The organism is Arthrobacter sp. 05T410 (assembly GCF_056396505.1).
Genome location: NZ_JBFTLP010000011.1, coordinates 73,015 through 85,799 on the forward strand (window position 1 = coordinate 73,015; position 12,785 = coordinate 85,799).

At 68.0% G+C, this 12,785-nt stretch carries 10 protein-coding genes and 1 riboswitch; of the genes, 9 read left to right on the plus strand and 1 reads right to left on the minus strand.

Annotation, left to right across the window (positions count from 1 at the left end):
• Positions 1 to 133: 133 nt before the first annotated feature.
• Entirely contained in the window at positions 134 to 805 is a 672-nt protein-coding gene (locus AC1DFR_RS14640) for a vitamin K epoxide reductase family protein (protein WP_028277864.1), read from the minus strand.
• Between the two features lie 483 nt (positions 806 to 1,288).
• Here AC1DFR_RS14640 and AC1DFR_RS14645 point away from each other — a divergent pair, with 483 nt between their 5' ends.
• From AC1DFR_RS14645 to nadD, 9 genes are all read left to right on the plus strand, one after another.
• Positions 1,289 to 4,534: an Rne/Rng family ribonuclease gene (locus tag AC1DFR_RS14645; protein WP_476873733.1), complete on the plus strand. Its 3,246-nt coding sequence runs from the start codon at positions 1,289 to 1,291 to the stop codon at positions 4,532 to 4,534.
• Between the two features lie 148 nt (positions 4,535 to 4,682).
• Positions 4,683 to 4,780: riboswitch (TPP riboswitch) on the plus strand.
• Positions 4,781 to 4,816: 36 nt separating this feature from the next.
• The gene (locus tag AC1DFR_RS14650) at positions 4,817 to 6,388 is read left to right on the plus strand and encodes a bifunctional hydroxymethylpyrimidine kinase/phosphomethylpyrimidine kinase (RefSeq protein WP_476873756.1); all 1,572 of its coding nucleotides are present in this window, start codon (positions 4,817 to 4,819) and stop codon (positions 6,386 to 6,388) included.
• A 402-nt stretch (positions 6,389 to 6,790) separates the two neighbouring features.
• Positions 6,791 to 7,099 carry a 50S ribosomal protein L21 gene (gene rplU / locus AC1DFR_RS14655; RefSeq protein ID WP_018773353.1) on the plus strand — a complete coding sequence of 103 codons (309 nt, stop codon included), beginning with the start codon at positions 6,791 to 6,793 and terminating at the stop codon, positions 7,097 to 7,099.
• A 61-nt stretch (positions 7,100 to 7,160) separates the two neighbouring features.
• Positions 7,161 to 7,424, plus strand: a complete 264-nt coding sequence (gene rpmA / locus AC1DFR_RS14660) for a 50S ribosomal protein L27 (protein ID WP_009372867.1) — start codon at positions 7,161 to 7,163, stop codon at positions 7,422 to 7,424.
• 117 nt (positions 7,425 to 7,541) lie between these two features.
• Positions 7,542 to 9,131 (plus strand): GTPase ObgE, encoded by a 1,590-nt coding sequence (gene obgE / locus AC1DFR_RS14665; protein ID WP_079555434.1) that lies wholly within the window; start codon positions 7,542 to 7,544, stop codon positions 9,129 to 9,131.
• Positions 9,121 to 10,308: a glutamate 5-kinase gene (gene proB, locus AC1DFR_RS14670; RefSeq protein ID WP_476850135.1), complete on the plus strand. Its 1,188-nt coding sequence runs from the start codon at positions 9,121 to 9,123 to the stop codon at positions 10,306 to 10,308. Before obgE ends, proB begins: the two co-directional genes overlap by 11 nt.
• A 26-nt stretch (positions 10,309 to 10,334) precedes the next feature.
• Positions 10,335 to 11,720, plus strand: coding sequence for a glutamate-5-semialdehyde dehydrogenase (locus AC1DFR_RS14675; RefSeq protein ID WP_476873734.1), 1,386 nt, complete (start codon positions 10,335 to 10,337; stop codon positions 11,718 to 11,720).
• 80 nt (positions 11,721 to 11,800) lie between these two features.
• Complete coding sequence (locus tag AC1DFR_RS14680) at positions 11,801 to 12,040, plus strand: hypothetical protein (RefSeq protein ID WP_230011093.1); 240 nt, start codon at positions 11,801 to 11,803, stop codon at positions 12,038 to 12,040.
• A 55-nt stretch (positions 12,041 to 12,095) separates the two neighbouring features.
• Positions 12,096 to 12,779 carry a nicotinate-nucleotide adenylyltransferase gene (gene nadD, locus AC1DFR_RS14685; protein ID WP_476850133.1) on the plus strand — a complete coding sequence of 228 codons (684 nt, stop codon included), beginning with the start codon at positions 12,096 to 12,098 and terminating at the stop codon, positions 12,777 to 12,779.
• Positions 12,780 to 12,785: the final 6 nt, after the last annotated feature.

Genomic DNA, 12,785 nt, shown 5'->3' on the forward strand with positions numbered 1-12,785 from the left:
TATGTAACCTGCGTGCGCGGGGTCGTGCCATAAGTCCCGAGATGGGCCCGGAGCCTCTCATCGAAGAGACGGCTAAGGCCAATGCCCGGCGCGAGCATTGGCCTTAACAGTCTCTTCGACGCGGTTGGGGCGTTTAGTAGCCGGAGGTACCGATGAAAACCTGGATGAAGGCGAAGAAGATCGTCGCGACGACGGCGACGTACAGCAGCGCCGTAATGATCCAGCCGGAGTCGCCGATCACCTTGGTGGGACCGGCGGGCAGGGCAATCACGCCGTGGGAGATGTTCCGGACGCTCACCCAGACGAACAGCGGGATCATCACGGCCCAGACGATCATGCAGAACGGGCAGAGGATGTGGATGGCGTACAGGGCCTGGGACCAGAGCCAGACCACGAACGCGAAGCCCAGCGTCACGCCCGCCTGGAGCCCCAGCCAGTACCACCGGGAAAACCGGGCGCCGGCGAGGATACCCATGGCCGTGGTGATGATCACGGCGAAGGCGACAATCCCGATGAACATATTGGGGAAGCCGAACACGGAACTCTGCGGTGTCTGCATGACCTGGCCGCAGGAGATCCACGGGTTCACGTCGCAGACCGTGACGTGGTTCGGGTCCTTCAGGACCTCCAGCTTCTCCAGCACCAGGGCCCCGGATGCGAGCCAGCCGATGACGCCGGTGATCAGCAGGAGCCAGGCGAACGGGCGGTCGCGGGTCATCGTGGGAAGGGGCCGCGCCGCGGGGGCCGGGCCGGAACCCGGTTGGTGCACGGTCGCGTCGCCGGCAGTGCTGGAGATGCTGGGCATGGAAATTGAGTCCTTTTTTAGTCGTCTTGACCGGGTGCTTCTTGCCCCGATTGTAACGCCGGAGGCTGAGCAGCGCCGGAGAACGGCCCCGCCCGCCTCGCCCGGCCGCGCCTGTTGCACTTCCGGCCCCGCCTGCCCCTGCTTTCACGGCTCCTGTGAGACAATGATCGTGGCTGGAACCCGATCCACATCCGGATTCCGGTCCGGCGATTTTGTTTCAAGACCGCCAATGATGAGCAGGGAGCTGCGGATCCTCTGATTCCAGCTGTCCCGCAATGCCATTGGACGGCACCTGGTTGTGGCGTGTAGGTCAACGGGTTCCAAAACAATCTCGCCGGCCCTCCAGGGCTGCCGCACCCCACTGCCGGTGCGAACCTGAGGGTATTCAATTGACTTCTGTCAATGCCTGCGGGTGTTGACGCATATTTGCCCCCAAGGGGCGCCGAATGTGGCGGCGCATCAGGGGCAGGAGTGTCGCCACATATGGATAATGACCAGGTAGTAGCCGGAAACGAAGAACTAGTAGTCACCGGGGAAGCGCAGGGAACTGCGGAAGCAGAGGCTCCGGTAGCGCCGAAGAGGGCCGTACGGACCCGCCGGAAGGCGCCCGTCGCCAAGGTCAACGCCGCGGAGGCGGCCGAGGCTGTTGCCGAAGCCGCGGCCCTGGCCGACGCGGCCGGTTCAGATGAGCCCGTCCGGGGCCGCCGTAAGCCGGCCAACGTCGAAGCAGCCGGATCTGAAACTGTTGAACCCGAAGCTGCTGTATCTGAAACTGCTGCAGCCGAGACTGCGGCCAAGGCGCCCGCGCGGCGCACCCGGACCCGGAAAGCTGTAGCAGCCCCGGAACCGTTGCCTGCCTTCGCCGGCGACGCCGAAACCGGCGCACCTGCCGCGGCTGAGGCCCCCGCAGCAGCTGGCACTGACGCAACTGCCGCCGCAGAAGCCGCACAAACGGCCGCAGAGACGGTTGCAGAGAAGCCGGTCCGCCGCCGTGCCAGCCGTGCCAAGGCCGCCCCGAAGGCCGAAGAAGCACCCGCGGCAGTACTCCCGGCCGAAGAAGCCGCCGCTGCGGAAGCACCCACCGCGGAACCCGCCGCAGCCCAGCCCGAAGAGCCGGAAGCCCGGCCCGAGGAAAGCCCGGCCGCGTCGCTGTTCATGGAACCGGGTGCCCTCACTTCCGTCATCTTCCAGGCCCCGGACCTGAGCACTGTGGTGCGTCCGGTCCCCGTTGCCGCCGCAGCAGCTGAGCCCGAGGACGAGGAAGGCGACGAGGACGAGGACGCCGGCAACCGCCGTCGGCGCCGCAGCCGCGGCCGGCGCGGCCGCACCCGCACCTCTGCCGAGTCCGACACCGAGTCGGAAGGCACCGAAGAAGAGGGCGACGAAGGTTCCGAGGTAATCCTTGAAGACGGTGTGACCTCCCGCCGCCGCCGCCGCCGTCGCCGTGGAGACCAGGACCTCGAGCTGACCGGCGGGGAAGGCGACGATCCGCCCAACACGGTGACCCGCGTCCGTGCGCCGCGTGCGATGGCCGAGGCGCCGGTGAACAACCGCGTCACATCCGTCAAGGGCTCCACCCGCCTGGAAGCCAAGAAGCAGCGCCGCCGCGAATCCCGCGACACCGGCCGCCGCCGTACCGTCATCACCGAGGCCGAGTTCCTGGCCCGCCGCGAGTCCGTGGACCGCCAGATGATCGTCCGCCAGCGCGACGACAGAATCCAGATCGGTGTCCTTGAAGACGGCGTCCTGGCCGAGCACTTCGTGTCCAAGACCCAGCAGGACTCCCTGATCGGCAACGTCTACCTGGGCAAGGTCCAGAACGTGCTGCCCTCCATGGAGGCCGCTTTCGTGGACATCGGCCGCGGCCGCAACGCCGTGCTCTACGCCGGTGAAGTGAACTGGGAATCCGTCAACCTCGAGGGCAAGCAGCGCCGCATCGAGAACGCGCTGAAGTCCGGCGACTCCGTGCTGGTCCAGGTCACCAAGGACCCGGTCGGCCACAAGGGCGCCCGTCTCACCAGCCAGATCTCGCTGCCCGGCCGGTACCTCGTGTACGTGCCCGGCGGTTCCATGACCGGCATCTCCCGCAAGCTGCCCGACGTCGAACGCAACCGCCTCAAGCGGATCCTCAAGGACCGCCTGCCCGAGGACGCGGGCGTCATTGTCCGCACCGCGGCCGAGGGTGCGTCCGAGGAAGAGCTGACCCACGACATCAACCGCCTCCGCGCGCAGTGGGAAGGCATCGAGAGCCAGTCGACGTCCACCAAGATCCTCGCCCCCGAACTGCTCTACGGCGAACCTGACCTGACCATCAAGGTGGTCCGGGACGTCTTCAACGAGGACTTCTCCAAGCTGATCGTCTCCGGCGAGGAAGCCTGGGACACCATCGAGGCCTACGTCACCTACGTCGCACCGGACCTTGTGGGCCGGCTCGAGAAGTGGACCAAGGACACGGACATCTTCGCGGCCTGGCGCATCGACGAGCAGATCCACAAGGCCCTGGACCGGAAGGTCTTCCTGCCCTCGGGCGGTTCGCTCGTGATCGACCGCACCGAAGCCATGACCGTGGTGGACGTCAACACCGGCAAATTCACCGGCTCCGGCGGCAACCTCGAGGAAACCGTCACCAAGAACAACCTGGAAGCGGCCGAGGAAGTCGTCCGGCAGCTGCGCCTGCGCGACATTGGCGGCATCATCGTGATCGACTTCATCGACATGGTGCTCGAATCCAACCGCGACCTCGTGCTGCGCCGCATGGTGGAGTGCCTGGGCCGGGACCGGACAAAGCACCAGGTGGCCGAGGTGACCTCGCTGGGCCTCGTGCAGATGACCCGCAAGCGGATGGGCACCGGGCTGCTGGAAGTCTTCGGCGAACAGTGCGAAACATGTGCGGGCCGCGGCATCGTCACCCACGACGAGCCGGTGGAGCACCGCCGCGCCAACACGGTCGCCGCGGAGCACTATGTGCCGCGCACCGAGGCGCAGCCTGCTGCCCGCCCGGAACGCAAGAGCCGTCGCCGCGGCCGGGGGGGCCAGGGCGGAGAGACCGCGCCGGCCGCACCCGCGCCCGTCCACGCCGAACCCACTGAGGCCGAACGCCACGCCAAGGCCGAGGCCACCCGTGCCGCGCTGGCCAACATCGCTGCCGCAGCGCACGCCGCGCACCTGCACGACGGGGAGGCAGCCGCAGCCAGCGACGCCGGGGCCCGCCAGGCCGCCGTCGACGCCGTCACGCAGCTGGCAGCCGCCGACGAGGCAGCCGGCCGCCCCGCAACGGTGCTGACGTTTGGCGGCGAGCAGGTGGCCCTGCCCTTCGTCGAGCACGCGGAGGACGCGCCGTCACCGGCCCTGACCCTGGACCTGCTGACCGAGGCCTTCGCAAACCTGGGCGAAGCCGAGGCCGGCAAGCCGAACCAGGCCGCAGCTGTTGCCGCCCCGGAAGCCACGGCGCCCGAGGCGCCGTCGGCCGTCCGCGCTGCGGAGGCGCCGGCGTCACGCACAGCTGACACCACGACGCTGCGCGGCCGCCGCGGGCGCCGCAACCGGAGTGCCAGCCGCGCCCAGGGCGCAGCCAACGAAACCTCCGTGGAGCACCGCGAGGCAACCCGGCCGGCCGCGGCCGGATCGGTCCACGAGGCCAAGGCTCCCGTTGCGGCCGGGCCTGCGTCCATCCCGGCCGGCAACGAGCCGATCATCCTCGGCGTCGGCGTGCCGGCGTCGGAGCTGTAGTCCTCCGCGACTGACCACGTCCCCGTCCGGTCATTATTTCGACTGGTCGGGCCGCGGGTCCGGGTCAGGGCAGACGTAACATACGTCCGCCCGGGCCCGGGCCCGCTCGTGCGTTAACGGGTCCTCCGGGTGGCAAGGGCTAGGCTGGAACACTGACACGGGGTGCCGGGCATCGGGCCGGCTGAGATCCAGACCCGTTGAACCTGTCCGGTTAGCACCGGCGAAGGGATGTCTTCCTTGTCCGCGAAATCGAATCCGTCCGAGTTCCTCCCGCCCAATTTTCTGCACAACGAGTCTCTGCCGGCCCCGCCGCGCATTCCCCGCGTGCTGGCCATCGCCGGCTCCGATCCCTCCGGCGGGGCCGGAATCCAGGCCGACCTGAAGAGTATCGCGGCGAACGGCGGCTACGGCATGGCCGCCATCACCGCCCTGACAGCGCAGAACACGCAGGGCGTGCGCGCCGTCCACGTCCCCCCGGCGGCGTTCCTCACGGCGCAGCTGGACGCCATCAGCGACGACATCGGCATCGACGCCGTCAAGATCGGCATGCTCGGTGACGCCGCCGTGATCGACGCCGTCCGCGGCTGGCTGGAAAAGGTGCGCCCCGCCGTCGTGGTCCTGGACCCGGTGATGGTCGCCACCAGCGGTGACCGGCTCCTGCAGGAATCCGCCGAGGCCGCCCTGCAGGCCCTCCTGCCGCTGGCGGACCTCATCACGCCCAACCTCGCCGAACTCGCCATCCTGCTCAAGGAACCCGTCGCTGCCGACTGGACCGAGGCCCTGGCGCAGGGCAAGCGGCTGGCCGCCCTGACCGGCACCCCCGTCCTGGTTAAGGGCGGACACCTCCAGGGCGCCGGGCCGGGGGACGGGCATGCCCACGACGCCGACGGCCACGACGCCGACGCCGGCACCGGCTGCCCGGATGCGCTGGTCAACACCGGCGGCCTGCTCGGCCAGGAAACGGTGGTGGTGCCGGGGGAGCGGATCGCGACGCGCAACAGCCACGGCACCGGATGCTCCCTGTCCTCGGCCATGGCCACCGTGCAGGCCCGGGTGGGGGACTGGGAAGCGGCGCTGCGGGAAGTCAAGCCGTGGCTGCTGGGCGCGCTCCGCGGAGCCTCGGCCCTGGACGTCGGCTCGGGCAACGGCCCGGTCCACCACTTCCACCACCTGCAGCACCTCCAGGCCGGGCACGGTCCGGCGGCGGGGGAGTTCGCCGCAGCCCTGCGCGCAGGAGCCGCGGATGATCTTGAGGCGATCTACGCCCTGGACTTCGTCCGCGGACTGGCCGACGGCACCTTGCCCGAGCACGAGTTCGCGTACTACCTCGCCCAGGACGCCATCTACCTCAACGGCTACTCCCGGGTCCTGGCCCGGGCCGCGGCGATTGCCCCCACCGAGGCCGAGCAGCTGTTCTGGGCCCGTTCGGCGCAGACCTGCCTGGAGGTCGAATCCGAGCTGCACCGTTCCTGGCTCAGCACGCGCCTCACGGCCTCCACCCTGGGCCCGGTCACGAAAGCGTATGTGGACCACCTGCTGGCCGCCTCGGTCTCCGGCAGCTATGGCGTCCTCGTGGCGGCGGCGCTGCCCTGCTTCTGGCTCTACGCCGAGGTCGGTTCCACGCTGCACCGGGAGTTCCTGGCCGGTGGCGCCCCCGGGGAGCACCCCTACGCCGGCTGGCTGCGGACCTACGCCGACGAGGACTTCGCCGCCGCGACCCGGCAGGCCATCGCGTACACGGACACGGCGGCCGGGCGGGCATCGGAGAGCGAGCGGCAGGCCATGGCCCTGGCTTTCCGGCAGTCTTCGCGCTACGAAGTGGACTTCTTCGACGCGCCGCGGCTGTACGCCTGACGCGAGCTGGTCCGGACTACCGGTACGATGGTGGGGCGCGGTTCCGGAAGTCGTTGCGGCAACACAGCTCAAGATGGTCAAGATCCCGGCCAAGAACATTGGCAGGGACTTTGCATCAAGATGTTGTGGCGCCTATCACGGACTACCCGCCGGAACCAGCCTCATTTGCGGCCGAAGGCAAAATTAGCGTATTCTAGATCTTCGGTGCTTACGCCAACACTTGGGTTATGACCCTGAGAACGGTCCGCTTGGAATTCCAAATGGATTTGTTCCGGGGATAGCTCATGGGTTCCCCCGGGGAATCCACCGGCGTTGAGGCACAGCGTGAGCCGGTCCAAACAATTTGGCCCCTGGTTCCGCACGCAAATCTAGTAATAAACGTCGAGAGAAGTGAGTTCCCCAGTGGTGTACGCGATTGTCCGCGCAGGCGGCCGCCAAGAGAAGGTTTCCGTTGGAGACTTCGTTACCCTGAACCGCGTCCCCGGTGGAGCCGGCAGCACCTTTGAGTTGCCCGCACTGCTCCTGGTGGACGGTGACAAAGTCACGTCTGCTGCTGCGGACCTGGCCAAGGTAACGGTTACGGCTGAGATCCTCGAAGACCTCCGTGGTCCGAAGATCGTCATCCAGAAGTTCAAGAACAAGACCGGTTACAAGAAGCGTCAGGGCCACCGTCAGGAACTGACCAAGGTCAAGATCACCGGTATCAAGTAACTCTTCGTTACTGTTCAGGTTCCAGCAGATTCCCCAGAATTTTTGAAGGCAGGCATTTCAAATGGCACATAAAAAAGGCGCGAGTTCCACTCGCAACGGTCGTGACTCCAACGCCCAGTACCTCGGCGTTAAGCGCTTCGGTGGCCAGGTAGTTTCCGCAGGCGAGATCATCGTCCGCCAGCGCGGCACCCACTTCCACCCGGGCGCCGGCGTAGGCCGCGGCGGGGACGACACCCTGTTCGCCCTGACCCCCGGTGCTGTCGAGTTCGGCACCCGCCGTGGTCGCCGCGTTGTGAACATCGTGGCTGCTGCAGCTGCAGAGTAACAATAAGTTCTAAATCGGTGGGGCGGGCCATTAGGTCCGCTCCACCGGTGTTTTAACCGCATTACAATCATCTTGGGCCTCTTTGGGGGTCCGGGGAACAGCACTGAGGAGATCCACGTGGCGAGCTTTGTAGACCGGGTAGTACTGCACGTATCCGGCGGTACCGGCGGTCACGGCTGTGTCTCCGTCCACCGTGAGAAGTTCAAGCCCCTCGGCGGTCCCGACGGCGGCAACGGCGGCAACGGCGGCGACGTCATCCTGCGCGTGGACCCCCAGACCACCACCCTGCTCGACTACCACCACGCGCCCCACCGGCACGCCACCAACGGCGGCCCTGGCATGGGCGACTGGCGCGGCGGCAAAAACGGCGAAACCCTGATCCTTCCGGTGCCGGTGGGCACCGTGGTGAAGTCCAAGTCCGGCGAAGTCATCGCCGACCTCGTGGCCGAAGGCGACGAATACATCGCCGCCGCCGGCGGCATTGGCGGCCTCGGCAACGCCTCCCTGTCCTCCCAGAAGCGCCGCGCGCCCGGCTTCGCGCTGCTCGGCATCGAAGGAGAATCCAGCGACGTCGTCCTGGAACTGAAGTCCATCGCCGACATCGCCCTCGTCGGCTTCCCCTCCGCCGGCAAGTCCAGCCTGATCGCCGCAATGTCCGCCGCCCGGCCCAAGATCGCGGACTATCCCTTTACAACCCTCATCCCCAACCTGGGTGTCGTCCAGGCCGGTGAAGTCCGCTTCACCATTGCCGACGTCCCCGGCCTGATCGAGGGTGCCAGCGAGGGGAAGGGCCTGGGCCACCACTTCCTGCGCCACGTCGAGCGGTGCGCCGCCCTGGTGCACGTGCTGGACTGCGGCACGCTCGAATCGGACCGCGATCCGCTCTCCGATCTCGCCATCATCGAGGCCGAGCTGGAGAAGTACGCCGTCGACATGAGCTACAGCGGGTCCGACGGCGAAGTCGTTCCGCTGAACCACCGCCCCCGCCTCGTGGCCCTGAACAAGGTTGACCTGCCGGATGGCAAGGACATGGCCGAGTTCGTCCGCCCGGAGCTCGAATCCCGGGGCTACAAGGTCTTCGAAATCTCGGCGACGAGCCACGAAGGCCTCCGCCAGCTTGGCTTCGCCATGGCCGAAATCGTAAAGGCCGCCCGCGACGCCGTCGCCGCGACCCCGCCGAAGGTACACGCCCCCGTGCTGCGCCCCCGCGCCGTCAACGAGACCGGCTTCACGATCCGCCGCGAGGAAAAGAACCTTGAGCCGCTCTTCCGCGTCCTCGGCGACAAGCCCGTGCGCTGGGTCAAGCAGACAGACTTCACCAACGAGGAAGCGATCGGCTACCTCGCCGACCGCCTGGCCAAGCTCGGCGTCGAAAATGAACTGTTCAAGCAGGGCGCCAAGCCGGGCGACATGGTGGTCATCGGCGAGGACGACGGCGTCGTCTTCGACTGGGAGCCGACCATGATGGCCGGTGCTGAGCTGCTCGCCTCGCCCCGCGGCACCGACGTGCGCTTCGCCGACATCGGCGACCGCCCGACGCGTGGCCAGAAGCGCGACGAACAGCAGGAACGCCGCGACGCCAAGGCCGCCGCCCGCGCCGAGCTCGAAGCCGAACGCAAGGCCGGCATCTGGACCGAATCCGTCAGCAGCCGCCGCGCGCGGCAGCCGCTCAAGGAGAGTGGACTGGGCGAAGCCGATGACGAGTAAGGCCGTCGTCGAGCACCGGTCCCAGCCGCTCAGCGCTCAAGACCTCAAGGCCCAGGCCATCAACGCCCCGGACCGCACCGCGCTGTCAGGTGCGCGCCGGATCGTCGTCAAGGTCGGCTCGTCCTCGCTGACGTCCATCAAGGGCGGGATCTCCGAAGAGGCCCTGACCGGACTCGCCGACGCCCTGGCGCACAAGCGCAACGCGGGCGCGGAGATCATCCTGGTGTCCTCCGGTGCGATCGCCGCCGGCCTCGCCCCGCTCGGCCTTGAGAAGCGCCCCCGCGACCTCGCCACCCAGCAGGCCGCCGCCAGTGTGGGTCAGGGCCTGCTGATGGCCCGCTACACCCACGCCTTCGGCGCGCACGGGGTTACCGTCAGCCAGGTGCTGCTGACCGCCGATGACTTCATGCGCCGCAGCCAGCACACCAACGCGTTCCGCGCGCTGGACCGGCTGCTGAACCTCGGCGTTGTCCCGGTGGTCAACGAAAATGACACCGTAGCCACCCACGAGATCCGCTTTGGCGACAACGACCGCCTCGCTGCCCTGGTGGCTCACCTGGTCCGCGCCGACGCGCTCGTGCTGCTCTCCGACGTCGACTCCCTGTACGACGGTCCGCCGTCGCACGGCGCCAAGCGGATTCCGCACGTCTCCGGCCCCCACGACCTCGACGGCGTCTCGATCGGCAGCACCGGCAAGGCCGGCGTGGGCACGGGCGGCATGGTCACCAAGGTCGAAGCCGCCAGCATCGCCGCGGGGTCGGGTATCCACGCCCTCGTAACATCCACGGCCAATGCGGCCGCCGCGCTGGCCGGCGAGGACGTGGGCACGTGGTTCTCCGTCAACGGCGCGCGCAAGCCGATCCGGCTCCTGTGGCTGGCCCACCTGGCATCCGTGCGCGGCACCCTGGTGCTCGACGACGGCGCGGTCAAGGCCGTCCGCGACCGCCGCACCTCGCTTCTGCCGGCCGGAATCGCCGCGGTGAAGGGCGACTTCGAGGCCGGCGACGCCGTGGAGATGGTGTCTCTGGACAACACGGTGATTGCCCGCGGGCTGGTCAACTATTCGGCCGCCGAGCTGCCCCAGATGCTGGGCCGCTCCACCCATGAGCTCGGCAAGGCACTGGGCCGCGGATATGACCGCGAAGTTGTTCATGTTGACGACCTGGTGCTGGTCTAGGTTCCCCCGACGCCTAAACTGGAAGCATGACTGAGGCCCTGACTTCCGCTGCCGTGACTGATGTGCCTGCCGGCACCGTTCCCGCCGGTAACGCCGCGCCCGCCCAAGGGTTCGCCGCGGCGCCGGATCCGGCAGCGGCTCCTGGCACGGCAACGGAGACCGAAGCAGCCGTCCACGCGGTCGCAGACCGCTCACGCCACGCCGCCCACAGGATGGCACGCGCCAACCGGGCCTGGAAGGACCGGGGCCTGCGCGCCGTCGGCAAGGCGCTGGTGGATCACAAGCACCAGATCCTGGCCGCCAACGCCAAGGACGTCGCGGCCGGCCGGGCCGCCGGCACCAGCGCCGCCCTGCTGGACCGCCTGACGCTGACCGAGTCACGCATCACGGCCCTCGCCGCCGCACTGGAAAACCTCGCCACCCTGCCCGACCCCGTCGGGAACGTGGTGCGGGGCCAGACTCTCCCCAACGGGCTGCGCCTGCGCCAGATCAACGTACCCATGGGCGTGGTGGCCGCGATTTATGAGGCCCGCCCGAACGTCACGGTCGACATCGCCGGACTGGCCCTCAAGAGCGGCAACGCCGTCATCCTGCGCGGCGGATCCGCCGCCGCTGCCACCAACGCCGCCCTGATCACCATCCTCCGGGATGCGCTGGAATCGGTGGGCCTGCCCGCCGACGCCGTCCAATCCGTGGACCAATACGGCCGCGACGGCGCCAACGCGCTCATGCGGGCGCGCGGCCGGGTGGACGTGCTCATTCCCCGCGGCGGGCGCGAGCTGATCCAGGCCGTCGTGACGAACTCCTCCGTGCCGGTCATCGAGACCGGTGAAGGCAACGTCCATATCTTCCTGGACGCTTCCGCCAGCGAGGAAATGGCCGTGGACATCCTCCTCAACGCCAAGACCCAGCGGCCCAGCGTCTGCAACACCGTCGAAACGCTCCTGGTGCACTCCAAGTCCACTGTCCTTCCCGCGGTAGCCGCCGCATTGCGGGCTGCCGGGGTCACCCTGCACGTGGACCAGCGCATCCGCGCCGCCCTGCCGGCCTCGGTCCAGTCCGTGCCGGCCGCGGAAGACGACTGGGCCACCGAATACATGAACCTGGACCTGGCCGTGGCCATGGTGGACAGCCTGGACGAGGCCGTCAGGCACATCCGCAAGTGGTCCACCGGCCACACCGAAGCGATCCTGACCAACGACCTCGCCAACGCCGAGCGCTTCATCGCCGAGGTCGATTCGGCGGCCGTGATCGTGAACGCCTCCACCCGCTTCACCGACGGAGGCGAGCTCGGCCTCGGCGCCGAAGTGGGCATTTCCACCCAAAAACTCCATGCCCGCGGCCCCATGGGACTGACCGAGCTGACCACGACCAAGTGGATTGTGCAGGGCGAGGGCCAGATCCGGGGCTAGCAACGCTGTAACATGGAACGGAAGACCGGAACGGCGGACACCTCCGCCGTCGTCAAATTTTGAACTCACTAGGGGAGAACATGCTGTCGCAGCAGATCGCCACTTTCGTCGCCGCCGCCGGCGAATCGGGCCACGAGGAACTCGCACCGCTCATTGCACCGCCGTTTGTCATTGGCGGCACCATGTTCGCGATCCTGGTGGTCCTGCTGCTGATCACCCTGTCCTACTCCAACCTGGGACGGCGCCACGTGGCTGTCGAGGAGCACTCGGACCCGCACCGCCAGCACCCGAACAAGCACGATCACGGCCAAGGTCACTAATATTTCCGCCCCCACGAAGCAGCGCGGCGCCCAGCGCCGCCTGCGTCTGGGTGTGATGGGCGGCACGTTCGACCCCATCCACCACGGACACCTTGTCGCGGCCAGTGAGGTCGCGGCCAAGTTCGACCTCGACGAAGTCGTTTTTGTGCCCACCGGCCAGCCCTGGCAGAAGATGGCCAAGAAGGTCAGCGAAGCCGAGCACCGGTATCTCATGACAGTCATCGCCACGGCCTCGAACCCGCGCTTCACCGTGAGCCGGGTGGACGTGGATCGTCCGGGACCGACCTACACGATCGACACCCTGCGTGACCTGCGGACCCTGCGTCCGGACGCCGATCTGTTCTTCATCACCGGCGCGGACGCCCTGGCCCAGATTTTGTCCTGGAAAGACATCGATGAACTCTGGTCCCTCGCGCACTTCGTGGGTGTAACCCGGCCGGGCCACGTCCTGGACGGCATGGGCCGCAAAGACGTCAGTCTCCTGGAGGTCCCGGCCATGGCCATTTCCTCCACGGATTGCCGCACGAGGGTGGCCGAAGGCAACCCGGTCTGGTACCTCGTGCCGGACGGGGTGGTCCAGTACATCGCCAAGTACGGCCTGTACCACGCCAGCCCCGACGCCGATCGCCTCGAAGCCGGACACGCCGGGACCGCCAACGCCGGAAACGGCGCGGCAGGGACTGCCCCCGCACAGCACGATCCAGCCTTTGAGATAACCCAACCAGCCAGCACTGAATGAGTTTGC

Excerpts from the sequence above, each read along its gene's own strand:
- AC1DFR_RS14640 (WP_028277864.1), bottom strand. The coding sequence starts at position 805 with ATGCCCAGCATCTCCAGCACTGCCGGCGACGCGACCGTGCACCAACCG.
- AC1DFR_RS14645 (WP_476873733.1), top strand. The coding sequence starts at position 1,289 with ATGGATAATGACCAGGTAGTAGCCGGAAACGAAGAACTAGTAGTCACC.
- rpmA (WP_009372867.1), top strand. The coding sequence starts at position 7,161 with ATGGCACATAAAAAAGGCGCGAGTTCCACTCGCAACGGTCGTGACTCC.
- proB (WP_476850135.1), top strand. The coding sequence starts at position 9,121 with ATGACGAGTAAGGCCGTCGTCGAGCACCGGTCCCAGCCGCTCAGCGCT.
- AC1DFR_RS14675 (WP_476873734.1), top strand. The coding sequence starts at position 10,335 with ATGACTGAGGCCCTGACTTCCGCTGCCGTGACTGATGTGCCTGCCGGC.
- AC1DFR_RS14680 (WP_230011093.1), top strand. The coding sequence starts at position 11,801 with ATGCTGTCGCAGCAGATCGCCACTTTCGTCGCCGCCGCCGGCGAATCG.
- nadD (WP_476850133.1), top strand. The coding sequence starts at position 12,096 with ATGGGCGGCACGTTCGACCCCATCCACCACGGACACCTTGTCGCGGCC.